Raw genomic sequence first — 21,826 nt, forward strand, 5'->3', positions numbered from 1 at the left:
AAGGAGTGTCGGGTTTTGGAAATGTTCGCTGTCCTGGGTTTGCTGGTGCTGGTCGTCCTGATGCTGGGGGTTCTGCTGCTGCGCAGCCCGCGCGCCGAACTGCCCCCCGAGTGGCTGATGCGCCTGCAGCGCCTGGAGGCCACGGCCCAGGCCACGCAGCTGGCGGTAGCCAAGAACGATGGCGCGCTGGAGGGCATGGCCCAGCAGCTGCGCGGCTTCACGCAGACCATGCAGGGCACGCTGGAGAGCGTGCGCCAGGCCGTGGACGAGCGGCTGGCCCAGGCGGTGCACGAGTCGCGCAGCGGCCGGGCGGAGCTGCTCGCGGCCTTCACCGCCTTCGAAGGCAAGCTGGAGCAGCGTCTGGCGCTGGGCCAGACCGATGCCGTCGCGGCGCGGCAGGAACTGGTGCAGGCGCTGGGCGCTTTCCGTGCCGAACTCACGCAGACCGGCGAGGCCCTGCGCGGCGTGCTCAATGAGCGCCTGTCCGCTATCCAGGCCGACAACGCCGCCAAGCTGGAGGAGATGCGCCGCACCGTGGACGAGAAGCTGCACGCCACGCTGGAGCAGCGCCTGGGCGAATCCTTCAAGCTGGTGAGCGACCGGCTGGAGCAGGTGCACAAGGGCCTGGGCGAGATGCAGACGCTGGCCGGCAGCGTGGGCGACCTCAAGCGCGTGATGACCAACGTGAAGACGCGCGGCACCTGGGGCGAGATGCAGCTGGGCGCCATCATCGAGAACGTGCTCACCGTGGACCAGTTCGCGCGCAACGTGAAGGTCATGCCCGGCAGCGACGACCTGGTGGAGTTCGCCATCCGCCTGCCGGGCCGGGGCGACGAGCAGCCCGTGTGGCTGCCCATCGACTCCAAGTACCCGGTGGAGCAGTACCAGCGGCTGCTGGACGCGCAGGACCTGGCCGACAAGGCGGCGGTGCTGTCCGCGGGCAACGCCTTCGAGACCTCCATCAAGGCCGAGGCGCGCAAGATCTTCGCCAAGTACGTGTCGCCGCCGCACACCACCGACTTCGCCGTGATGTACCTGCCCACCGAGGGCCTGTTCGCCGAGGTGATCCGCCGGCCTGGGCTGGTGGAGGCGCTGCAGAACGACTGCCGCGTGATGATCACCGGGCCCGCCAATCTGGCGGCCATGCTCAGCAGCCTGCAGATGGGCTTCAAGACGCTGGCGATCGAAAAGCGCTCCTCCGAGGTGTGGGGCCTGCTCGGCGCGGTGAAGACGGAGTTCTCCAAGTTCGGCGACGTGGTCGAGGCCACGCGCAAATCCATCGACGCGGCGGCCCGGCGGTTCGACGAGGTGGGCGTGCGCACGCGCGCCATCCAGCGCCAGCTGCGCGAGGTGCAGGCCCTGCCGGCCCCGGGGGCGGAGGTGCCCCTGGCGGGGGCGGGTGCCACGGATGGCGGCCTGCCGCCCACCACCGAAGACGAGGCCGTTTGACATGAACACCGCGCTGGCCCGCCTGATCGCCGGACAGATCTGCATCCACGCCTGCATGGCCGGCATGCGGCTGGCCGCGCCGCTGCTGGCCCTGCGCGAGGGCTACAGCGCGGCGGCGGTCGGCATCCTGCTCGCGCTGTTCGCGCTCACGCAGGTGTTCCTGGCGCTGCCGGCGGGCCGCTATGCCGACCGCCACGGCCTCAAGCGCCCGGTCGGCTATGCCGTGGTCGTGGCGGTGGTCGGGGCGGCCGGGGCGCTGGTGTGGCCGGTGTTTCCCATGCTGTGCTTGGCCGCGCTCATGACGGGCGGCGCCACGGGGGCCGCCACCATTGCCCTGCAGCGCCATGTGGGGCGCGCGGCGCACGACTCCACGCAGCTGCGCCAGGTGTTCAGCTGGCTGGCCATCGGCCCAGCCGTGTCCAACTTCGTCGGGCCGTTCTGCGCCGGGATGCTCATCGACCATGCCGGTCCCACGGCCGGCAGCACCGAGGGCTACCGCGCCGCCTTCGCGCTGATGGCCGTGCTGCCCATCGCCACCTGGTTCTGGGTGCGGGCCACCGTGGAACTGCCGCCCGTGATCGCGGCGGCCGGCGGCGTGCGCCCCCGGGCCTGGGACCTGCTGGCCGAGCCCGGCTTTCGCCGACTGCTCATCGTGAACTGGCTGCTGTCGTCGTGCTGGGACGTGCACACCTTCGTGGTGCCGCTCCTGGGCCACGAGCGGGGCCTGTCGGCGTCGGTGATCGGCACCATCCTGGGCGCGTTCGCCATTGCGGCGGCCGTGATCCGCGTGCTCATGCCCCTGGTGGCGGCCCACCTGCGCGAGGCGGTCGTGGTCACCTGGGCGATGGTCACCACGGCGGTGCTGTTCGCGGTGTACCCCTTGCTGCCCAACCCGTGGGCGCTGGGCCTGTGCTCGGTGCTGCTGGGCTTCGCGCTGGGATCGGTGCAGCCGATGATCATGAGCATGCTGCACCAGATCACGCCATCGCATCGCCACGGCGAGGCGCTCGGCCTGCGGCTGATGGCCATCAATGGTTCGAGCGTGCTGATGCCGGTGCTGTTCGGATCGGCAGGGGCGCTGATCGGCGTGGCGGGGCTTTTCTGGGTCGTGGGTGCGGTGGTGGGCGGCGGCTCCCGGCTGGCCGCGCGCCTGGGAGACGGTGACGCGCATTCCGCCGTGCCGCATTGAGGCCGTGGCCGATCCGGCCGCTCCCTTGCCGGCTTCAGCTCGGTCTGGCACCCCGGGAATTGGGACGCTGAGACAGCACCGGCGAATCGGCAGTCACCAGGGCGTGGAGGTTGCGCACCAATTGCGCCGGGACTTCGTTCGCTTCCAGCGCAGCCGCATGGACGGTCTCGGATGCGGATCCCTGTCTCAGGTCCATGAGGTGATCGACCACCTGGGGCACATGGCGCCCCACCTGCTGTGACAGGTCCTCCGGGTCGTCGGGATCGGGCTCGCCCATGATAAGAACCATACCGAGGGCAGCGACGGCCAGTTCCTGGGAAATTTGGGGCTCACGTCCCTCCGCAATGGCGCCTTGCGCCAAGGCCTGGAAGGCCTCTGCCATGTCCCGAAGGGCCCCAGGTGCCGCCTGGATGCCCTCCGCTATGCCCCGAAGGGCCCCGGGTGCCGCCTGGATGCCGTCCGCGACCGCTTGGGCGCCGCCGGGGAGCATCGCGAAGAAAGCGCGTGCTGCCATCAACGTGTATCCCGCGAAAGCGATCGCCGACCCTCTCACGGTTTCCAGGTCATTGGCGCGCTGGTGGTTGATCAAGGCGTAGCTGCTGCCACCCGCCAGCATGGCGATTCCGGTGGTCCGGACAGGGTCTGCCAGAAAGGCAGCACCGGCTGCCGCGCCGATGCGTGCACCGGCATGTGCGACGACCGTGCCGCCATCGACCGCCGCCTGCGCTGTCTGCCGCAAGGCCTGCAGTCCCGTGCGAACGCGTGCCGGGTGCGGCGCATGCTGCGCGGCGGCAGGTGCATCTGCGCGCTGCTGCAGGCCTTCCGGTGCCTGGTGGCGCGCACTGGAGCGCCGACGCACATCGGACGGCTCTGCCTGCGTGTGTTGCGATGCGCTGGACGCGGCCTGGGCCGAGGGATTGGGAGCGTCGATGCGGGGCATGGTGGTTTGAGGAAAAGCCAAAATGCCCATTGTTCGCGCTGCGCCGGAATGCCGCCGGCGCCATGCGATGCGCCGGCCCATGGTGCGAAACAACGGGTGAACGCACCCGGTTGCAGCGCGGTCAGGCCGGATTCAAAGCTTGTAGAACGCCTTGATGATGTTCCAGGCTTCCTGCGGGTCGTCCGTGTAGTGGAACAGGTTCAGGTCGGCGGCGGAGATGGTGCCTTGCTCCACCAGCGCATCGAAGTTGACCAGCTTCTTCCAGAAGTCGGTGCCGAACAGCACGATGGGCACCGGCTTGGCCTTGCCGGTCTGCACGAGGGTGAGCACTTCGAACAATTCGTCCAGCGTGCCGAAGCCGCCGGGGAATGCCACCAGGGCCTTGGCGCGCATCATGAAGTGCATCTTGCGCAGCGCGAAGTAGTGGAACTTGTAGCTCAGCGAGGGCGAGATGAAGCGGTTGCCGCTTTGCTCGTGGGGCAGCGCGATGTTCAGGCCCACGTTGAGCGCGCCGACGTCGTGCGCGCCGCGGTTGGCGGCTTCCATGATGCCGGGGCCGCCGCCGGTGCACACGTAGATGCGGTCCGCGGGTTGCTGCTGTTCGCTGTGCTCGGCGACCACGCGTGCGAACTGCCGCGCCAGGTCGTAGTAGCGGGCGTTGCGCACGGCGAGCCTGGCGCGCGCGATGCGGCTGTCGTCGCCACTGGCCTGGGCATCGGCCAGTTGTTGCTCGGCTTCGTCGGGGGCGATGAAGCGCGCGCTGCCGTACACCACCACAGTGTTCTCGATGCCCTGCGCGGTCTGGCCCAGGTCGGGCTTGAGCATTTCGAGCTGGAAGCGGATGCCGCGCGTTTCACGCCGCAGCAGGAATTCGGGGTCTGCGAACGCCAGCCGGTAGGCATCGGCGTGCAGCGGGTTGCCGTTCACGGCGTGGTTGTTCAATTCGGCCCAGGCATTGGCCAGGCGGCTGTCGTTGAGTTCGGTATTGGAATCCATGGGGTGAGATTGTGCGGGCAAAAAGAAGGGCCCGTTGCCGGGCCGTCGGTCAGCGGGCCGCCCACCACAGGGCCGTGCGCATGCCGGCCCAGGTGAGGGTGAAGGAGCCGCCCACGTGCAAAAGCAGCGTGGCCAGCGCGATGCCATAGCGCTGCTGCATCAGCATGGTCACGACTTCGCCAGAGAAGCTGGAGAAGGTGGTCAGGGTGCCGAGAAAGCCGGTGATGATGAGCAGCCGCCAGGCCGGGTCGATGTCCGGCCGCTGGGTGAACACGGCGATGGCGATGCCGATCAGGTAGCCGCCGATGAGGTTCACCGCCAGCGTGCCCCAGGGCAGCAGGCCGCCGGGGTTGAGCCACAGGGCGAAGCCCCAGCGCAGCAGGGCGCCCAGGCAGGCGGCCAGGCAGATGACGGCGACGTTGAGCAGCATGCCGCAAAGTATCGCAAAAACCCGGAGCCTCGCCGCCGAGGCGCTCATCTTCCTCCCGTGGAGTGGCGGCTGCCAGCGGCCCCAGGGCGGCGGCGCCTAGCCGCCGTCCTTGCCCATCACCAGGTCCGGCAGCACGGTGACGATCTGTGGGAACACGGTGATGATCGCGATGCACACCACCAGGCACAGGAAGAACGGAATGGCCGCGCGTGCGATCGTGTTGCTGTCCTTGCCGGTCATGTTCTGCAGCACGAAGAGGTTGAAGCCCACGGGTGGCGTGACCTCGGCGATCTCCACCAGCAGCACGATGAAGATGCCGAACCAGATCAGGTCGAAGCCGGCCTTCTGGATCATGGGCAGCACCACCGCGCTGGTGAGCACGATCATGCTGATGCCGTCCAGCGCCGTGCCCAGCACGAGGTAGACGATCGTCAGCACGCCGATCAGCGCGAAGGGCGAGAGGTTCATCGCATTGACCCACTCGGCCAGCTCGCGCGGAATGCCGGTGAAGGCCATGGTCTTGGTCAGGAAGGCCGCGCCGGCTAGGATGAACATGATCATGCAGCTGGTGCGCGTGGTGCTCATCAGCCCTTCGGTGAAGTTCTTCCACGTGAGCGAGCGGCTCCACAGCGCCAGCCCCAGCGAGCCGGCCACGCCGTAGGCGGCGCACTCGGTGGCGGTGGCGTAGCCGGCCACCAGCACCCACACGATGAAGACGATCAGGACCGCCACCGGAATCAGGTTGCCGGACTGCCGGATCTTCTGGCGGAAGGTCGTCGGTGCATCGGCCGGCGGCACCTTGTCGGGGTTGCGCAGGCTCCACCAGCCGATGTAGCCCGAAAACAGCAGCATCAGCAGCAGGCCCGGCAGGAAGCCGGCCAGGAAGATGCGGATGATGGAGGCATCTGCCGCCACCGCATACACCACCATGGTGATGGATGGCGGAATGAGAATGCCCAGCGTGCCTGCCGTGGCAAGCGAGCCCAGCGCCAGGCGCTCGTCGTAGCCGCGCTTGAGCAGCTCGGGCAGGGCCACCTTGCTGATGGTGGCGCAGGTGGCGGCGGACGAGCCCGACACCGATCCGAAGATCCCGCACCCCAGGATGGTGGTGTGCATCAGCCGGCCCGGCACCCGGTTGAGCCAGGGCCGCAGGCCTTCGAACATCTCTTCGCTCAGCTTGGTGCGAAAGAGGATCTCGCCCATCCAGATGAAGAGCGGCAGCGCCGCCAGCTCCCAGCTGGCGTTGCTTTCCCAGAAGGCCGAGAACAGGTTCTTGCCCGGCTGCGTGTTCGTGAAGAACGCCTGTCCGACCCAGCCGCAGATCGCCAGCGTCATCGCGATCCAGACGCCGCCCGAGAGCAGCACGATCATCAGCAGCAGCAAGATGCCGCCCACCATCAGAATGTCCATGGGATTCTTCTTTCGGGCCCGGCCGGGCCGCAGCGAGGGTTCAGGTCGGGTGGAGGGTCAGATGTCGGAAGAGAAATCGCCGCGCGCATGCCGGTCCTCGACTTCGCGCACGAAGGTGGGCACGCCGCCGCGCAGGACGATGATGAATTCATCGACCACCGCGACGAAGAGCAGCACCGAACCCAGTGCGAAGCTCATCTGGGGAATCCACATCGGCAGCGGCAGCAGGCCCTGGGCCACATCGTTGAATTCCCAGCTTTCGTAGGTGAAGAGGCACGCCGACCAGGCCAGGTAAGCCACTGCCACCGAGCCGATGGCCAGCGAGACGATCTCGAACTGCCGGCGCCGGGGCGGCGAGAGCTTTTCCAGCAGCAGCGTGACCCGCACGAAGTCGCCGTGCTTGAAGGCTTGCGCCATGGCGAAGAACGCCGCGGCGGCGCAGAACCACGCCACCACGTCGTTCAGCGCCCCGGTGCGCACCCCCACCTCGCGCAGCACGCTCTGCGCGATCATCAGCACGCAGATCAGGGCCACGAAGGTGGCGCCCAGGGCGCCCGCGCCCAGGTACAGGCGGTCCAGGAAGCGGCGCATCACTTGGCTGCCACGGGAGCCGGCTTGCGGTAGGCGGCGATGATGGCCTCGCCATCGGGGCCGGCCTTCTTGAGCCAGTCGGCCAGCATGATGTCACCGACCTGGCGCAGGTCGGCCACCAGCTTGGGCGGGGGCGGGAGGATCTTCATGCCCTTGTCGGTCAGGGCCTTCTTGTACCACTCGTTCTTTTCCGCGCTGACCTTCCAGCCGCGGGCCTCGGCCGCGGCGGCGCTCTTGAGCAGTTCGTACTGCGTGGGCTTGTCGAGCGCGTCGAAGGCCTTCTTGCTCACGATGACCGCGTTCTTGGGCAGCCAGGCCTGGGTGTCGTAGAAGTACTTGATGCTCTCGTAGAGCTTGCTGTCGTAGCCGGTGGAGCCGGAGGTCATCATCGATTCGACCGCGCCGGTGGCCGTGGCCTGCGACAGTTCGGCCGCCTGGATGGTGACGGGCTGCGCGCCGATCAGTTCGGCGATCTTGGCCGTGGCGGGGCTGTAGGCGCGCCATTTGATGCCCCGCAGATTGGCCACCGAGGTGATTTCCCGCTTGGAGTAGATGCCCTGCGGGGGCCAGGCCACGGTGTACAGCAGCCGCAGGCCCTGTGCATTGAGGAGCTTTTCGAGCACAGGCTTTTGCGCTTCGTACAGCCGCTTGGAATCGGCGTACGAGGTGGCCAGGAACGGAATGCCGTCCACGCCGAAGATGGGGTTCTCGTTCTCGAAGTTGGGCAGCAGGATCTCGCCGGCCGGCGCCTGCCCGCCCTGCACCGCGCGCTTGATCTCGTTGGCCTTGAACAGCGATGCGTTGGCATGCACCGTGATCTTGAGCTTGCCGCCCGTGGCGGTGTCCACGTCCTTGGCAAACTCCATCAGGTTCTCGGTGTGGAAGTTGGTGGCGGGATAGGCGGCGGCCAGATCCCATTTGGTCTGCGCGAACGCGGTGGGGGCACACAGTCCGCAACCCAGGGCGCCGGCAAGGGCCCATGCGGACAGAGGGAGAGCGCTACGCTTCATCGGTGAACTCCACAGTGGTAGTGAGACAGGGAAACGAAAGACCGCATTCAATGTAACCGCGTGTTTGCAGCAACACCCTCAGGTGTTTACCTGAACAAAGCGCATGGCAAAGGCCCGGACCGGGCCCATCGCCAGTGCGGTTCGGTATGCACAGACCGTGCCAGAGAAGGGGGCTGCCAACCCCCCTGTTTTCATGCCGCTGGGCGCTTGCGGCAAGCGACGCGATGGCCTTCAGCGCCGGGCGTGCACCACGTCACGCACCGCCGAAGGGAACAAGGCCCGATCCCCCCATTCACCCAAGCGCAATCAGCCGCGCTCGGAAAGAATGGCCTGCCAAGCGTCCACCGCGGCCAGCACGGCGGCCTTCTGCACGCCGTGCGCGAAGCGGAAGGCATCGCCCGACACCGTCTCGTCGGGGAACTCGGTGATGAGCGTGACCGGCGCACCGCGCGGGTTCTCGGACTGCGTACAGGCCGTGCCATGGATCACCTCGAACGGCAACGCCCCCGCATGGTGCTCATACAGCGCCATCTGGCGGGCGTTGTACTCGGGCAGGCCGGGAACGGCCTGCAGCGCCGCGGCCACCTGCTCCAGCAGCGCACGGCCTTCGGCCTGCCAGCCCGGGTGGTGGCGCAGGATCAGAAAGAACCCCTTGGGCACCGTCCACAGGCCGAAGCCTCGTGGCACGTAGCCGGACAGCGGCCGGGTCCACTCGTGCGCGGGGTAGCCGTGCAGGTTGATGTGCAATTGCGCGCCGGAAAGGGCCAGGGCCTGTTCGCGGGCTTCGCGCTCGTACAGCGGCGCCGTCTCGCGGTATTCGATGTCGTCGCCCAGCGCGCTGTAGCGCGCGGCATGCTGCATGTGGTGGGCGTGGTGCGCGCCCAGTTCGCGGTGCAGCGCATAGCCGTCGGGGTTCTCCAGCGCGATGAGGGCGAAGTGCGCGCCGGGCCGCGCATGCAGCGCCTCGGCCGCGCGCAGGGCCCCCACGACGCCGGAGGTCTCGTTGGCGTGCTGGCCGCCGCTCAGCAGGATCGGGGCCTCGGTGCCGGTGCGGTACAGGCCCAGCACCTCGCGCCCCTGGCGGCTGCGCGCGGAAAAGCGCTGGCCGCCCAGCCGCGCCATCGCTTGTGCGATGCGCTCGGGCGGCGGAGCCTGGCCCATGTCGTCCAGGGCCTGTCCGGCCGTGGTGTCCGCCCAGGCGCCCGCGTCCTGTGCGGCCACGTCGAAGGCGCGCAGCGCGATGCGCAGGCGTGGCGGGCCGTCGTGTTGGCGGATGTCGGGCACGATCTGCCCGGGCTGCAGCCGGCGGTCGCCCGCAGGGCGGCCGGAGTGCTGCTGAAAGAACTCGAGCAGCGAAAAATACAGGTCTTCGTGCAGGGCCTCGTGCAGGCTCATGCATTCGTGCGGCGTGGACAGCGGCTGCTCGAAGCCCGGCAGGTCGACGCGGATGTCCAGCCGTTCGAAATAGGGCTCCTGCGCGGGCCAGGCATGCTCCCGCAGCGTTCGCATGGCGTGCGCGAAGAGGTCTTCGAAATCGGTGGATTCGGCCGCATCCTGGTTGCTGTCCGGCGCACCGGACGCGTCCACGCGCAGCCAGCCCGTGGGCGACAGCAGCGGGTCCGGGCTGGTGGGGTCTTCGTGCACCCGGTTGGGTGCGAAGACCCGATCGACCGTTTCGCGGCCATCGCGAAAGCGCAGCGCCACGCTGTAGTGCAGGTCGTCGGCCCCGGGTTCGAACCGCAGGTCGCACCCGGCCAGGAGGTCGGCCAGCGGATACGCCTCCAGCAGAAAACGCCCGGCCGAGCCCGTGGCCGGCACCGGGTAGCGCACCGTGGCGGCGGCCAGCTGGGCGGTATCGACCTCTTCCAGAAAGTAGTGCACCAGGGGCTTGTAGGCACTGCGAAAGCGCGCCACCACGCCCACCGCCGCAAGGCGCTGCTCGGCCGCGCGCCGCGCGGCCACGCCCTCGAACAGCCAGCCTTCGATGCGGGCGCCGCGAAACGCGGGTTGGCCGAAACGCTCCACCCAGGCGGACAGGGTGCGGGGAAAGGTCTGGTCCAGCAAGGGACGGTGGGGGACGAAAGAGGCCATGCGATTCGGTACCTGCGGCGCCCCGGTGACGGGGCTAAAGGAAAGGACCGCCCATTGTCATCGGGGCGATGCCGCCGCGGTGTACAGGCCGGACGCCGCACGGGGCGGATGCACGACGATGTTGCTGTACCCGCGGTAGGTGCCGTTCTTGAGCTCGTCCGTCACCCAGACGATCCATTCGGGCGGGTGGCCCCTGCCGTGGTCGATGGTGCCCACGACCTCCAGGCGGAAGAACTGCTCCGGGGTTTCCACCTGGACGGCGCTGCCTTCGGACTGGGGCGTGCCGGGCAGCAGCGCCCGGAGCGTGTGCTTCTTGCCATCGGCGCGATTGCGCAGCGACGAGGGGAACGACCGCAGGTCCAGTTTTTCGTACAGGGTTTTGCCCTGCTTGCCGGAGGCGGCGGCCTTCTGTGCGACGAAGGGCTTGCCCGCGATCACGCGGATGCTGTCGCACAGCCGGTATTCGCTGCGGATCTCGAAGTTGCGGGTCGACTCGACCGGCTGGCTCTTCGACAGCAGGTCCGAATATTCGAGGCAGTTCTTGGCCGAAGCGCCATTGTCGAACGCGAGCGGCGTGCGCTCTGCCGTGAGCGAGGCCTTGAGGTTCTGCAGCGCCGAGAGCAGTTCCGGGTTGGTGACATGCACCACACCGACCGCGTGGTCGGCGCCAGGGTTGGCAGGTGCAGCATGCAGGGCGGCGCAAGCCATCGCGGCGCTGACCAGGGCGATCCATCGTTTCATTTGACTTTCTCCAGCAGGGCGGCTTCCTTGCCGCGGCGGGTGGGATACACATCCCCGAAGTTCTTGAGCAGCTTGACCGCTTCGGTCCAGTCCTGTTCGGTGACGGCCTTCCAGAATTTCGGCGTGGCGGCATCCAGGTTGACGCCGTACTGGAACGACACCGACGCGATGACGGTCTGCGCTTCCGCCGGCAGGTCGATGAAGTTCTTCTTGGCGGCCGTGGCCGAATCGTATTTGAGCTTCACGCTCGCGATGTGGCTGGCCTTGGTGGCCTTGTCGATGGATTCGGCCTCGGCGGCAGTGATCGTCAGCGGGGTCTTCTCGATCAGCGTCTTGGCGTCGGTGCCCTTGGTGCCGAGGTAGGGTTTGAGCTTGGTGACCAGGCCGCTGGCCAGGCCCAGGTTCTTCAGATCGCTCTCGGAGCGCTGGCCCAGGTCGAACCCGGTCGCGATGGTCACGCCGCTCTTGCTCACGTTGGCCGCCGGCACGTAGCCGGTGGTCAGCGAGCCGCCCTCCAGGGCGCTCAGGAAGGCATAGTCGATTTGTTCTGGCATGTCTGGTGGATGAAGGGGATCGGTGGCTGCCGCAGTCGTTGGAATGGGCTGGTTCGTTGAGGGGGCGGGGCGCCGAAAATCGCCCACGCAATGAATGCAAGCGGGCCGCAGCGGCGTGCCGCGGGCCGAAGATATCATCGAAAAAGGTCGGCAGATCGTGGATGCTCTCCTGTCTCGCAGGTGATGCCTGCGTCAATGTTGTCCAACCATTTCATTCGTAACAGGCTGAAGAAAGCATCGACATGGCAACGCAACTGTGGCAGTTCTGGGTGGACCGTGGCGGCACCTTCACCGACGTGGTGGGCCGCCGGCCCGACGGCACCCTGGTCACTCACAAGCTGCTGTCCGAAAACCCCGGGCACTATCGCGATGCCGCGGTGGCCGGCATCCGCCACCTGCTGGGCCTGCAGCCCGGCGCGCCCGTGTCGCCCACGCAGGTGGAGTGCGTGAAGATGGGCACCACCGTGGCCACCAACGCGCTGCTGGAGCGCAAGGGAGAGCCCACGCTGCTGGTGACCACGCGGGGCTTTCGCGATGCGCTGCGCATCGCCTACCAGAACCGCCCCCGCCTGTTCGAGCGCCGCATCGTGCTGCCCGAGCTGCTGTACAGCCGCGTGATCGAGGCGCAGGAGCGCGTGGGGGCCCATGGCGAGGTCGAGCAGGCGCTGGACGAGGCCCACCTGCGCGAGCGCCTGTGGGCCGCCCACGACGCGGGCCTGCGCAGCGTGGCCATCGTGTTCATGCATGGCTACCGCTACACCGCGCACGAGCAGGCGGCGGCGCGGCTCGCGCGCGAGGCGGGCTTCACGCAGGTGAGCACCTCGCACGGCACCAGCCCGCTGATGAAGTTCGTGAGCCGGGGCGACACCACGGTGGTGGATGCCTACCTGTCGCCCATCCTGCGCCGCTACGTGGAGCAGGTGGCCGCCGAGATGCCGGGCGTGCCGCTGTACTTCATGCAGTCGTCGGGCGGGCTCACCGATGCGCACCGTTTCCAGGGCAAGGACGCGATCCTCTCCGGCCCGGCCGGCGGCATCGTGGGGATGGCGCGCACGGCGGAGCTGGCCTTCGCGGGCGAGGCAGGCGGCGCAGGAGGTGCAGGCGGGGCCGCGGGCCCGGGGGATTCGGTGCGCGTGATCGGTTTCGACATGGGCGGCACCTCCACCGACGTGAGCCACTACGCGGGCGAGTTCGAGCGCGAGTTCGAAACCCAGGTGGCGGGCGTGCGCATGCGCGCGCCGATGATGAGCATCCACACCGTGGCCGCCGGCGGCGGCTCGCTGCTGGAATACGACGGCGCGCGCTTTCGCGTGGGCCCGCAGAGCGCGGGCGCCAACCCGGGGCCGGCCAGCTACCGCCGGGGCGGGCCGCTGGCCGTGACCGATGCCAACGTGATGGTCGGCAAGATCCAGCCCGCGCACTTTCCGCACGTGTTCGGCCACGGCGGCAACGAGCCGCTCGATGCGGACGTGGTGCAGGCCCGCTTTGCTGACCTCGCGGCGCAGGCCGGCCGCCCCGCGCACGACGTGGCCCACGGCTTCATCCAGATCGCGGTGCAGCAGATGGCCAATGCCATCAAGAAGATCTCGGTCGCACGGGGCTACGACGTCACGCGCTACACCCTGCAGTGCTTCGGCGGCGCGGGCGGGCAGCATGCCTGCCTGGTGGCCGATGCGCTGGGCATGCAGCGCGTGTTCGTGCACCCGCTGGCCGGCGTGCTGTCGGCCTACGGCATGGGCCTGGCCGACCAGAACCTGATCCGCGAGCAGGCGGTGGAAGCGCGCCTGTCGCCCGAGGCCCTGGGCGGCATCGCCCACACGCTGGATGCGCTGGCCGAGGCGGCCCGGGCCGAGATGACACAGCAGCAGCAAGGCGGTGCGCCGGTGTCGGTGCGCCGCCGGGTGCATGTGCGGTACGAGGGCTCGGACGCGGCGCTGGTCGTGCACGTCGGCGAGGTGCCGGAGGTGGCGGCCATCACGGCGGGGTTCGAGGCCGCCTACCGCCAGCGCTTCGCCTTTCTCATGCGGGGCCGGGCGTTGATCGTGGAGGCGGTCTCGGTCGAGGCGGTGGTGGCCGGCGACGCGCCGGTCGAGCCGATGCAGGCCCTGCAACCGCCGCGCGAGGCGCCGCGCCGTGGCACCGTGCGCATGTACACCGTGGGCGTGGACGGCGTGCCCGCGTGGCACGACGCGGCGCTGGTGGTGCGCGAGGACCTGCGCCCCGGCGATGTGATCGCCGGCCCGGCCATCATTGCCGAGAAGAACGCCACCACCGTGGTGGAGCCGGGCTGGCAGGCCGCGCTGACGGCCCTCGAGCACCTGGTGATCGACCGCACCACCGCGCGCAGCGTGCGGCATGCGCTGGGCACCACGGTGGACCCGGTGTTGTTGGAGGTGTTCAACAACCTCTTCATGAACATCGCCGAACAGATGGGGCTGCAGCTGCAGAACACCGCGCACTCGGTGAACATCAAGGAGCGCCTGGATTTCAGCTGCGCACTGTTCGACGCCGAAGGCCACCTGATCGCCAACGCGCCCCACATGCCGGTGCACCTGGGCTCGATGGGCGAAAGCATCAAGGCGGTCATCCACCGCAATGCCGGGCGCATGCAGCCGGGCGACGTGTACGTGCTGAACGACCCGTATCACGGCGGCACGCACCTGCCGGACATCACCGTCATCACCCCCGTGTACCTGGCCGAAGAGGCCGAGCCCACGTTCTACGTCGGCAGCCGCGGCCACCATGCCGACGTGGGCGGCACCACCCCCGGGTCGATGCCGCCGTTTTCCACGCGCATCGAGGAAGAGGGCGTGCAGATCGACAACGTCAAGCTGGTGGAGCGCGGCGTGCTGCGCGAGGCCGAAATGACGGCCCTGCTGCAAAGCGGCGAATACCCCAGCCGCAACCCGCAGCAGAACCTGGCCGACCTGAAGGCGCAGATCGCCGCCAACGAAAAGGGCGTGCAGGAACTGCGGCGCATGGTGCAGCAGTTCGGCCTGCCCGTGGTGCAGGCCTACATGGGCCATGTGCAGGACAACGCCGAGGAGTCGGTGCGCCGCGCCATCGCCCGCCTGGCCGCCCGGCTCCAGAACGGTGCCTTCACGCTGCCGCTGGACAACGGCGCGCAGATCCAGGTCGCGGTGCGCGTGGACGCCGCCGCCCGCAGCGCGGTGATCGACTTCACCGGCACCTCGGCGCAGCAGGCCAACAACTTCAATGCCCCCACCGCAGTGTGCATGGCCGCGGTGCTGTACGTGTTCCGCTCGCTGGTGGACGACGACATTCCGCTGAACGCCGGCTGCCTCAAGCCGCTGGATGTCATCATCCCGCCCGGCTCCATGCTCAACCCCTTGCCGCCGGCGTCCGTGGTGGCGGGCAACGTGGAAACCTCCACCTGCATCACCAACGCGCTGCTGGGCGCTTTGGGCGTGTCGGCGGGCAGCCAGTGCACGATGAACAACTTCACCTTCGGCAACGACCGCCACCAGTACTACGAGACCATCTCGGGCGGCAGCGGCGCCGGTGGGGTGTTCGGCGATGGAGGGGAACTGGTGGAGGGTTTCCACGGCACCGGTGTCGTGCAGACGCACATGACCAACTCGCGCCTGACCGATCCCGAGATCCTGGAGTTCCGCTTTCCGGTGCGGCTGGAGAGCTACGCCATCCGCGCCGATTCGGGCGGGGCGGGGCGCTGGAACGGCGGCAATGGCGGCGTGCGCCGGGTGCGTTTTCTCGAACCCATGACGGCCGGCATCCTCTCCAACGGGCGCCGCCACGGCGCGTTCGGCATGGCGGGCGGCCAGCCGGGGCAGCCGGGCATCAACCGCGTGGTGCGTGCGGACGGCCGGGTGGAGGTGCTGGAGCACATCGGCCAGGCGCAGATGGAGCCGGGCGATGTGTTCGAGGTGCACACGCCGGGTGGCGGCGGCTTCGGTGGGGCGGGTTCTTGATTCGAGCGGAAAAGGCCGCCAGCGCATATTCCACTAGGGCATCATGCTATTGAATTGGTAGCGTTCGGCTGTGTCCAGGCACCGATGCCGCTCGTCCGGTACGGACCGTTCGGCATGTGGTCAAACAGGCCGTGGCCGCATATTCTTCTAGGGCATATTGCTATAAATTTGGTAGCAAATGCGTCGAAGAAGGCGCCGAGAAACACGCCGAGAAACACGCCGAGAAACACGCCGAGAAACACGCCGAGAAGATGCGCCGACGATCGCCTCAGGAGTCTCGGTCGGTGCTCTCGTGCAAGCGGCTCAGGCTGGGCGGCACGTTCTGGCCGGCCCGGCGCGCGCGGAACAGGGCGGCGCGCATCAGGAAGATGTTGGTCACCGGCACGGTGACCGCCACGAACAGGCCGATGAGCAGCGCGTGCAGCGCCAGCCCGGCGCCCTGGACCGAAAAGTACAGCAGCGTGGCCAGCACGATGCACCAGCACCCGAGCGTGGCGATCACGGACGGCGCGTGCACCCGCTCGAAGTAGGTCGGCAGGCGCAGCAGCCCGAGCGACCCCAGCAGGGCGATGCCGCACCCGGCCAGCACCAGGGCCGCGATGGCGATCTCGGCCCACAGGGGCAGGGTGGTGGCGGTCATTCGATCACCTCGCCGCGCAGCAGGAACTTGGCCATCGCCGTGGAGCTGGCAAAGCCCAGCAGCGCGATCAGCAGCGCCGCCTCGAAGTAGTTCGTGCTGCCATAGTAGATGCCCAGCACCAGCATGCACAGCATGCCGTTCAGGTACATGCAGTCCAGGGCCAGCACCCGGTCCTGCGCCGACGGGCCCTTGAGCATGCGCACCAGGGCGCAGGACATCGCCAGCACCAGCAGGAAGACGGCGACCGGCAGCGCGATGGACAGGATGGAACCGTTGGTCATGATTCGAAAATCTCCATCAGGGGGCGCTCGTAGCGCGTTTTGACGTGATCGATGGCGGCCTGCTTGTCGTCCAGCTCCAGCACGTGCAGCATCAGCACCGAACGGTCCAGCGACAGTTCGGCCCACGACGTGCCGGGGGTGATGCACACGATCATCGCCAGCACCGCCAGGGCGTTCGGGTCGCGCATCTCCAGTGGAATCTGCACGAAGCCCGGCGGGTGCGGCCGGTGGCCCGATGGCGTTGCCAGAAAGCGCAGCAGCCGCAGGTTGGACACCACGCTGTCGGCGATGACGGACGCCACCAGCCGCAGCACGGTGCCGGGCCGGCGGATGCGCACCGGCAGGGGCCGCAGGCCACGCGTGAGTACCGGGATGGCGATGGCCACGCACGCCGCCAGCACGAGCTGCCCGGCGCTCACCGAGCGGTTGAGCATCAGCCACATCACGAACAGCGCCACGGACAGCAGCGGGGCCGGGAACAGCCGCTTCATGGCGTCTCCTTCGCGGGCGGCTGCGCCGGCGTGACCGGCCCGGGCACGGGCCGCGCCGACATCACCGCGCGGATGTAGCTGGACGGGGTGTGCAGCGCGTTGGCGGTGGCCTGCGTGAACCGCATCACCGCGCCGGCGTACAGCGTGAGGCCGATGCACCCGGCCAGCAGCAGCGCGATCGGCAGGCCTTCCAGCACGCGCAACTGGGGCGGGCGGCGGTCGTGCGTGGTCCAGAAATAGCGGATGCCGGTGCGGGTGAGGGCGATCAGCGCGAACAGGCCGGTGACGATCATCAGCGCCAGCAGCACCCATCCCGGCGTGCCGGGCTGGTAGCCGGAAGACGAGCCCAGGCCCAGCGGGTTGAGCAGCGCCGTCAGCATGGCGAACTTGCCCACGAAGCCCGACAGCGGCGGCAGCCCGGCGATCACCAGCGTGCACAGCAGGTAGGCCAGGCCCAGGAAGGCGGCGGCGGCGGGAATGACCCGGCCGATCAGCACGGTCTCGTCCTCGTCGAGGTTCAGGCCCGCGGCGGGCACCAGCTCGGCCGTGAGGAAGGGCGCGTCGTCGTGCCGCTCGTGCGGCGCGAGCGTGGCGCCGTCGTTGCGCCAGCGGTCGATCAGGTCGCCCAGCAGGAACATCGCGCTGATCGCGAGCGTGGAGCTGGGCAGGTAGTACAGCAGCCCGGCGGTCAGCACGTTCTGCCCGAAACCGGCCGCCGCCAGCAGCGTGCCGGACGAAAGAATGGCCGCATAGCCCGCCAGGTGCGTGAGCCGCTGCGAGCCCAGCATGCCGATGCCGCCGAAGGCCATGGTGATCATGCCGCCGCCGATCAGCCACAGGCTGCCGAACAGCGCGGAGGCGCCGGCCTCGCTGCTGAACATGAGCGTCCACAGCCGCAGGATGGTGTACACGCCCACCTTGGTCATCAGCGCGAACAGCGCGCCGGCCGGCGCGGTGGCGGCGCTGTAGGCCGGCACCAGCCAGAAGTTGAGCGGCCACATCGCGGCCTTGATGAGGAAGGCCGTGGCCAGGATGGCCGCCGCTGCGTGCAGCAGGCCCCGGTCCGCCGCCGCCACCTTGGGAATGCTCTGCGCCAGATCGGCCATGTTCAGCGTGCCGGTGATGCCGTACAGCATCGACACGCCGATGAGGAACAGCGACGAGGCCGCCAGGTTGATGGCGATGTAGTGCAGCCCGGCCTGTACCCGAGTGCGTCCGGAGCCGTGCAGCAGCAGCCCGTAGGAGGCGGCCAGCATGATCTCGAAGAACACGAACAGGTTGAACAGGTCGGCGGTGAGGAACGCGCCCGCCAGCCCCATCAGCTGGAACTGGAACAGCGGGTGGTAGTGCACCCCGGCGCGGTGCCAGCGCGCGGCCGCGAAGACGATGGAGCACAGGGCGACGGCACTGGTCAGCACCAGCATCATGGCCGAGAGCCGGTCCAGCGCCAGCACGATGCCGAACGGCGCGGGCCAGTTGCCCGGCAGGTACACGCCCATGGTGGTTGGCACGGTGGCCTGGGCCGTCCAAAGCAGCAGCGCCGTGGCCACCAGCAGGCCGAGGAAGGTGGATGCGATGTTCAGGCCCAGCTTGAGCCGCTGGCGCTCTTCGCGCAGCAGCAGCATCAGCGCGGCGGTGAGCAGCGGCAGCACGATGGGCACCAGCATCAGGTGCGGCATCCATGCGGAAAGGGCGTGCGCGAGGGCCGGGGTCACGGCATCTCCTGCACGTCGTGCGAGCGCGTGCCGTCCACATGGTCGGTGCCCGACATGCCGCGCGATGCCAGCAGCACCACGAGAAACAGCGCCGTCATGGCGAAGCCGATCACGATGGCGGTCAGCACCAGCGCCTGCGGCATGGGGTCGGCATAGTGCAGCAGGTCCTTCGGAACACCTTCCACCAGCACGGGCTCCTTGTTGATGGCCAGACCCAGGCGGCCCATGCTGAAGATGAACAGGTTGACCGCATACGACAGCAGGGCCAGGCCCATGATGACCTGGAAAGTCCGCGGGCGCAGCAGCAGCCACACGCCGGAGCCGGTGAGCACGCCGATGGCAATGGCGAGAACGATTTCCATCAGCGGGCTCCTCCTTCGGGGGCGGTGGCGTCGGGGCTGGCCGCCAGTTCGGCCTCGCGCTCCTCGGCCAGGCGCGCGTGGTAGCGGTGGCCCCGCACCGATTGGTGGGCGATGGCGGTGAGGATCAGCAGCGTCGAGCCGACGACCAGGGTGAAGACGCCGATGTCGAAGAACAGCGCGCTGGCGATGTGGATCTCGCCGATCACCGGCAGGTGCAGGTGCGCGGTGTGGCTGGTCAGGAACGGATAGCCCAGCGCGATGGCGCCCAGCCCGGTGCCCAGGGCGAACAGCAACCCCGTGCCGATCCAGCGGCGCGGGTACAGCGGCAGATGCGCCTCGACCCAGTGCGTGCCCGAGATGATGTATTGCAGCAGCAGCCCCACCGACAGCACCAGCCCGGCCACGAAGCCGCCGCCCGGCTCGTTGTGGCCGCGCATGAACATGTAGAACGACACCAGCGCCGTGAACGGCAGCAGCAGCCGCACCAGCACGGCGGGCACCATCAGGTAGCCGATGGCGGTGTCGGTCGCATTGCGCGGGTTGAGCAGGTCGGTCTGCAGATCGGCCGGCATGTTGCGCTGCTGCTCGGGCAGGTCCATGGTCTCGCGCGCCGGGCGGAAGCGCCGCAGCAGCGCATACACCGTCAGGGCGACGATGCCCAGCACCACGATCTCGCCGAAGGTATCGAAGCCGCGGAAGTCCACCAGCATCACGTTGACCACGTTGGTGCCGCCGCCCTCGGTCTGCGCGCGCTCCAGGAAGAAGGTGGAGGTGCTCTCGGGGAACGGCCGGCTCATCATGGTGAAGGCCAGCCAGGCCATGCCGCCGCCGGCGGCCAGCGCCACCGCCATGTCGCGCAGCCGCCGTGCCCGCACGATGCCCGGGTGGGTGGTGTCCACGCCGCGCAGCCGCTCGTCGCGCCGGGGCAGCCAGCGCAGGCCCAGCAGCACGAGCACGGTGGTGACGATCTCCACCACGATCTGCGTGAGCGCCAGGTCGGGCGCCGAGAACCACAAAAAGGTGATGCAGGTGCACAGGCCCGCGCCGCCCATCAGTGTCAGCGCCGCCAGCCGGTGGTACTTGGCCTGCCACGCGGCGGCCACCGCGCAGATCGAGCCCAGCGTCCACAGCACCACGAAGGCCGGCGACAGGGGCAGCGTGCCGCGGTCGCCGAGCTGCAGGCCCTGCGTCCACAGCGGCAGGGCCGCGCCGGCCAGCGCCGCCAGCACCAGCCACAGCATCTGCCACTGCAGCCGCGGCGTGGCCATCAGCCGCCGCCCGTTGTGCCCGCACAGCGTGAGCCAGGTGAGGGCGATCTCGAACAGGCGCCGTCCGCTCACGCGGTAGATGAGCGGGGGCGCATCCACCTTGCCGGCGGCGCGCTGGCGGCGCAGCAGAAGGTAGAGCGCGGTGCCGCCGCCCAGGGCGACCAGGCTCATCACGAAGGGGGTATTGAAGCCGTGCCAGATGGCCAGGCTGAACTCGGGCAACGGGCCGCCGACCACCGGCCGCGCCGCCGCGTCCAGGTACTGCCCCACCGACCACGCGGGAAAGATGCCGACCACCAGGCAGGCCAGCACCAGCAGTTCCACGGGCACGCGCATCCAGTGCGGCGGCTCGTGCGGCTGGCGCGGCAGGTCTTGCGCGCGCGGGCCCCAGAACACGTCCACGATGAACCGCAGCGAGTAGGCCACGCTGAACACGCCGGCCAGCGTGGCGGCGACGGGCAGCACGGTCGCCACCAGCGGCGAGGCGTCGAGGAACACCGTCTCGGCGAAAAACATTTCCTTGGACAGAAAGCCGTTGAGCAGCGGCACGCCCGCCATGGAGGCGCTGGCCACCATCGCCAGGGTGGCCGTCACCGGCATCATGGTGCGCAGTCCGGACAGGCGCCGGATGTCGCGCGTGCCGCTTTCATGGTCCACGATGCCCGCCGCCATGAAGAGCGAGGCCTTGAAAGTGGCGTGGTTCATGATGTGGAACACCGCTGCCACCGCCGCCAGTGGGCTGTTGAGCCCCAGCAGCAGCGTGATCAGGCCCAGGTGCGAGATGGTGGAATACGCCAGCAGCCCCTTGAGGTCGTTCTGGAACATGGCCGCGTAGCCGCCCACCAGCAGCGTGCACACGCCCGCGCCGCCCACCAGCCAGAACCAGGGCTCGGTGCCGCCCATCACGGGCCACATGCGCGCCAGCAGGAAGACGCCGGCCTTGACCATCGTGGCCGAGTGCAGATAGGCCGACACAGGCGTTGGCGCGGCCATGGCGTTGGGCAGCCAGAAGTGGAAGGGAAACTGCGCGCTCTTGGTCAGCGCACCCAGCAGCACCAGCACCAGGGCCGCCAGGTACCACGGGTGGTTGCGGATCTGCTCGCCGGCGGCCAGCACATGGTCGAGGTCGTAGCTGCCCACGATGTGCCCGATCACCAGCATGCCTGCCAGCATGCACAGTCCGCCCGTGCCCGTCACGGTGAGCGCCATGCGAGCGCCCCGGCGCGCGTCCTGGCGGTGGTACCAGTAGCCGATCAGCAGGAAGGAGAACAGGCTGGTGAGCTCCCAGAAGAAGGCCAGCTGGATGATGTTGCCCGACAGCACCACGCCGGCCATGGCGCCCATGAACGCCAGGAAGAACGAGAAGAAGCGCGGCACCGGATCGGCCGGCGACATGTAGTAGCGTGCATACAGCACCACCAGCGAGCCGATGCCCAGGATCAGCATGCAGAACATCCAGGCGAATCCGTCCATACGGATCACCAGGTTCAGCCCCAGCGCGGGCAGCCAGGGGATTTCCTGGCGCAGCACCCCGCCCGCAGCGATCTCCGGAAAGTACAGCGCAGCCTGCACCGCACAGAACAGCGCGATCGCACCGGCGAGTGTGGATTCGGTGTTGCGCGCGTTCGACGGCAGCACCGCCGCCAGCAGGCTGCCGATGAAGGGGAGGAGGACGAGGAGGATCAGGGGCATGCCCGAACGATTCTACGGGCATGCCT

At 68.7% G+C, this 21,826-nt stretch carries 18 protein-coding genes; 3 read left to right on the forward strand and 15 right to left on the reverse strand.

Annotated elements, in window-relative coordinates; genetic code table 11:
* Nucleotides 1-21 precede the first annotated feature (21 nt).
* Together rmuC and R1Z03_RS05790 are read left to right on the forward strand one after the other, a co-directional pair.
* On the forward strand, nt 22-1,449 hold the full coding sequence (rmuC, locus tag R1Z03_RS05785; protein ID WP_372588267.1) for a DNA recombination protein RmuC: 1,428 nt from the start codon (nt 22-24) through the stop codon (nt 1,447-1,449).
* Between the two features lies 1 nt (nt 1,450).
* Nucleotides 1,451-2,638, forward strand: a complete 1,188-nt coding sequence (locus R1Z03_RS05790) for an MFS transporter (RefSeq protein ID WP_317357653.1) — start codon at nt 1,451-1,453, stop codon at nt 2,636-2,638.
* A 34-nt stretch (nt 2,639-2,672) separates the two neighbouring features.
* On the opposite strand, the gene R1Z03_RS05795 is transcribed toward R1Z03_RS05790, so the two are convergent.
* The 9 genes from R1Z03_RS05795 to R1Z03_RS05835 all read right to left on the reverse strand — a co-directional run bounded on the left by R1Z03_RS05795 (nt 2,673) and on the right by R1Z03_RS05835 (nt 11,401).
* Nucleotides 2,673-3,578 carry a hypothetical protein gene (locus tag R1Z03_RS05795; protein ID WP_317357655.1) on the reverse strand — a complete coding sequence of 302 codons (906 nt, stop codon included), beginning with the start codon at nt 3,576-3,578 and terminating at the stop codon, nt 2,673-2,675.
* Between the two features lie 132 nt (nt 3,579-3,710).
* Nucleotides 3,711-4,574 carry a TIGR00730 family Rossman fold protein gene (locus tag R1Z03_RS05800; RefSeq protein ID WP_317357658.1) on the reverse strand — a complete coding sequence of 288 codons (864 nt, stop codon included), beginning with the start codon at nt 4,572-4,574 and terminating at the stop codon, nt 3,711-3,713.
* Nucleotides 4,575-4,623: 49 nt separating this feature from the next.
* A complete protein-coding gene (gene crcB / locus R1Z03_RS05805; protein ID WP_272547945.1) occupies nt 4,624-5,004 on the reverse strand; it encodes a fluoride efflux transporter CrcB in 381 nt (126 codons plus the stop codon).
* A 96-nt stretch (nt 5,005-5,100) separates the two neighbouring features.
* Nucleotides 5,101-6,414 carry a TRAP transporter large permease gene (locus tag R1Z03_RS05810; protein ID WP_284427132.1) on the reverse strand — a complete coding sequence of 438 codons (1,314 nt, stop codon included), beginning with the start codon at nt 6,412-6,414 and terminating at the stop codon, nt 5,101-5,103.
* Between the two features lie 57 nt (nt 6,415-6,471).
* The gene (locus tag R1Z03_RS05815; protein ID WP_317357662.1) at nt 6,472-7,005 is read right to left on the reverse strand and encodes a TRAP transporter small permease; all 534 of its coding nucleotides are present in this window, start codon (nt 7,003-7,005) and stop codon (nt 6,472-6,474) included.
* Nucleotides 7,005-8,015: a TRAP transporter substrate-binding protein gene (locus tag R1Z03_RS05820; RefSeq protein WP_317357665.1), complete on the reverse strand. Its 1,011-nt coding sequence runs from the start codon at nt 8,013-8,015 to the stop codon at nt 7,005-7,007. Before R1Z03_RS05820 ends, R1Z03_RS05815 begins: the two co-directional genes overlap by 1 nt.
* 306 nt (nt 8,016-8,321) lie before the next feature.
* A complete protein-coding gene (locus R1Z03_RS05825; protein ID WP_317357668.1) occupies nt 8,322-10,106 on the reverse strand; it encodes a peptidase M14 in 1,785 nt (594 codons plus the stop codon).
* 57 nt (nt 10,107-10,163) lie between these two features.
* Nucleotides 10,164-10,847, reverse strand: a complete 684-nt coding sequence (locus R1Z03_RS05830) for a hypothetical protein (protein WP_317357670.1) — start codon at nt 10,845-10,847, stop codon at nt 10,164-10,166.
* Nucleotides 10,844-11,401, reverse strand: coding sequence for a pesticin C-terminus-like muramidase (locus R1Z03_RS05835; RefSeq protein ID WP_272568865.1), 558 nt, complete (start codon nt 11,399-11,401; stop codon nt 10,844-10,846). Before R1Z03_RS05835 ends, R1Z03_RS05830 begins: the two co-directional genes overlap by 4 nt.
* Nucleotides 11,402-11,643: 242 nt before the next feature.
* On the opposite strand from R1Z03_RS05835, the gene R1Z03_RS05840 reads away from it, so the two are divergent.
* Complete coding sequence (locus R1Z03_RS05840; protein ID WP_317357672.1) at nt 11,644-15,351, forward strand: hydantoinase B/oxoprolinase family protein; 3,708 nt, start codon at nt 11,644-11,646, stop codon at nt 15,349-15,351.
* A 268-nt stretch (nt 15,352-15,619) separates the two neighbouring features.
* Here the strand turns inward: R1Z03_RS05840 and mnhG are convergent, their stop codons facing one another.
* The 6 genes from mnhG to R1Z03_RS05870 are packed head-to-tail and all read right to left on the reverse strand — an operon-like array spanning nt 15,620 to nt 21,800.
* Nucleotides 15,620-15,991, reverse strand: a complete 372-nt coding sequence (gene mnhG, locus R1Z03_RS05845) for a monovalent cation/H(+) antiporter subunit G (protein WP_284401042.1) — start codon at nt 15,989-15,991, stop codon at nt 15,620-15,622.
* A complete protein-coding gene (locus R1Z03_RS05850) occupies nt 15,988-16,272 on the reverse strand; it encodes a K+/H+ antiporter subunit F (protein ID WP_284415051.1) in 285 nt (94 codons plus the stop codon). Before R1Z03_RS05850 ends, mnhG begins: the two co-directional genes overlap by 4 nt.
* The gene (locus tag R1Z03_RS05855; protein WP_284401041.1) at nt 16,269-16,763 is read right to left on the reverse strand and encodes a Na+/H+ antiporter subunit E; all 495 of its coding nucleotides are present in this window, start codon (nt 16,761-16,763) and stop codon (nt 16,269-16,271) included. The genes R1Z03_RS05850 and R1Z03_RS05855 overlap by 4 nt, the downstream gene beginning before the upstream one ends.
* Complete coding sequence (locus R1Z03_RS05860) at nt 16,760-18,442, reverse strand: monovalent cation/H+ antiporter subunit D (protein ID WP_284415099.1); 1,683 nt, start codon at nt 18,440-18,442, stop codon at nt 16,760-16,762. The genes R1Z03_RS05855 and R1Z03_RS05860 overlap by 4 nt, the downstream gene beginning before the upstream one ends.
* A 32-nt stretch (nt 18,443-18,474) precedes the next feature.
* Entirely contained in the window at nt 18,475-18,840 is a 366-nt protein-coding gene (locus tag R1Z03_RS05865; RefSeq protein ID WP_272568874.1) for a Na+/H+ antiporter subunit C, read from the reverse strand.
* Complete coding sequence (locus R1Z03_RS05870; protein WP_284428663.1) at nt 18,840-21,800, reverse strand: monovalent cation/H+ antiporter subunit A; 2,961 nt, start codon at nt 21,798-21,800, stop codon at nt 18,840-18,842. Before R1Z03_RS05870 ends, R1Z03_RS05865 begins: the two co-directional genes overlap by 1 nt.
* Nucleotides 21,801-21,826 lie beyond the last annotated feature (26 nt).

This window comes from Acidovorax sp. BLS4, from assembly GCF_032929295.1.
Taxonomy (GTDB): domain Bacteria; phylum Pseudomonadota; class Gammaproteobacteria; order Burkholderiales; family Burkholderiaceae_C; genus Paracidovorax.

What these genes read in the sequence shown, in the direction of transcription:
- rmuC (WP_372588267.1), top strand. Translation starts at nt 22, where the DNA reads ATGTTCGCTGTCCTGGGTTTGCTGGTGCTGGTCGTCCTGATGCTGGGG.
- R1Z03_RS05790 (WP_317357653.1), top strand. Translation starts at nt 1,451, where the DNA reads ATGAACACCGCGCTGGCCCGCCTGATCGCCGGACAGATCTGCATCCAC.
- R1Z03_RS05795 (WP_317357655.1), bottom strand. Translation starts at nt 3,578, where the DNA reads ATGCCCCGCATCGACGCTCCCAATCCCTCGGCCCAGGCCGCGTCCAGC.
- R1Z03_RS05800 (WP_317357658.1), bottom strand. Translation starts at nt 4,574, where the DNA reads ATGGATTCCAATACCGAACTCAACGACAGCCGCCTGGCCAATGCCTGG.
- crcB (WP_272547945.1), bottom strand. Translation starts at nt 5,004, where the DNA reads ATGCTGCTCAACGTCGCCGTCATCTGCCTGGCCGCCTGCCTGGGCGCC.
- R1Z03_RS05810 (WP_284427132.1), bottom strand. Translation starts at nt 6,414, where the DNA reads ATGGACATTCTGATGGTGGGCGGCATCTTGCTGCTGCTGATGATCGTG.
- R1Z03_RS05815 (WP_317357662.1), bottom strand. Translation starts at nt 7,005, where the DNA reads ATGCGCCGCTTCCTGGACCGCCTGTACCTGGGCGCGGGCGCCCTGGGC.
- R1Z03_RS05820 (WP_317357665.1), bottom strand. Translation starts at nt 8,015, where the DNA reads ATGAAGCGTAGCGCTCTCCCTCTGTCCGCATGGGCCCTTGCCGGCGCC.
- R1Z03_RS05825 (WP_317357668.1), bottom strand. Translation starts at nt 10,106, where the DNA reads ATGGCCTCTTTCGTCCCCCACCGTCCCTTGCTGGACCAGACCTTTCCC.
- R1Z03_RS05830 (WP_317357670.1), bottom strand. Translation starts at nt 10,847, where the DNA reads ATGAAACGATGGATCGCCCTGGTCAGCGCCGCGATGGCTTGCGCCGCC.
- R1Z03_RS05835 (WP_272568865.1), bottom strand. Translation starts at nt 11,401, where the DNA reads ATGCCAGAACAAATCGACTATGCCTTCCTGAGCGCCCTGGAGGGCGGC.
- R1Z03_RS05840 (WP_317357672.1), top strand. Translation starts at nt 11,644, where the DNA reads ATGGCAACGCAACTGTGGCAGTTCTGGGTGGACCGTGGCGGCACCTTC.
- mnhG (WP_284401042.1), bottom strand. Translation starts at nt 15,991, where the DNA reads ATGACCGCCACCACCCTGCCCCTGTGGGCCGAGATCGCCATCGCGGCC.
- R1Z03_RS05850 (WP_284415051.1), bottom strand. Translation starts at nt 16,272, where the DNA reads ATGACCAACGGTTCCATCCTGTCCATCGCGCTGCCGGTCGCCGTCTTC.
- R1Z03_RS05855 (WP_284401041.1), bottom strand. Translation starts at nt 16,763, where the DNA reads ATGAAGCGGCTGTTCCCGGCCCCGCTGCTGTCCGTGGCGCTGTTCGTG.
- R1Z03_RS05860 (WP_284415099.1), bottom strand. Translation starts at nt 18,442, where the DNA reads ATGCCGCACCTGATGCTGGTGCCCATCGTGCTGCCGCTGCTCACCGCC.
- R1Z03_RS05865 (WP_272568874.1), bottom strand. Translation starts at nt 18,840, where the DNA reads ATGGAAATCGTTCTCGCCATTGCCATCGGCGTGCTCACCGGCTCCGGC.
- R1Z03_RS05870 (WP_284428663.1), bottom strand. Translation starts at nt 21,800, where the DNA reads ATGCCCCTGATCCTCCTCGTCCTCCTCCCCTTCATCGGCAGCCTGCTG.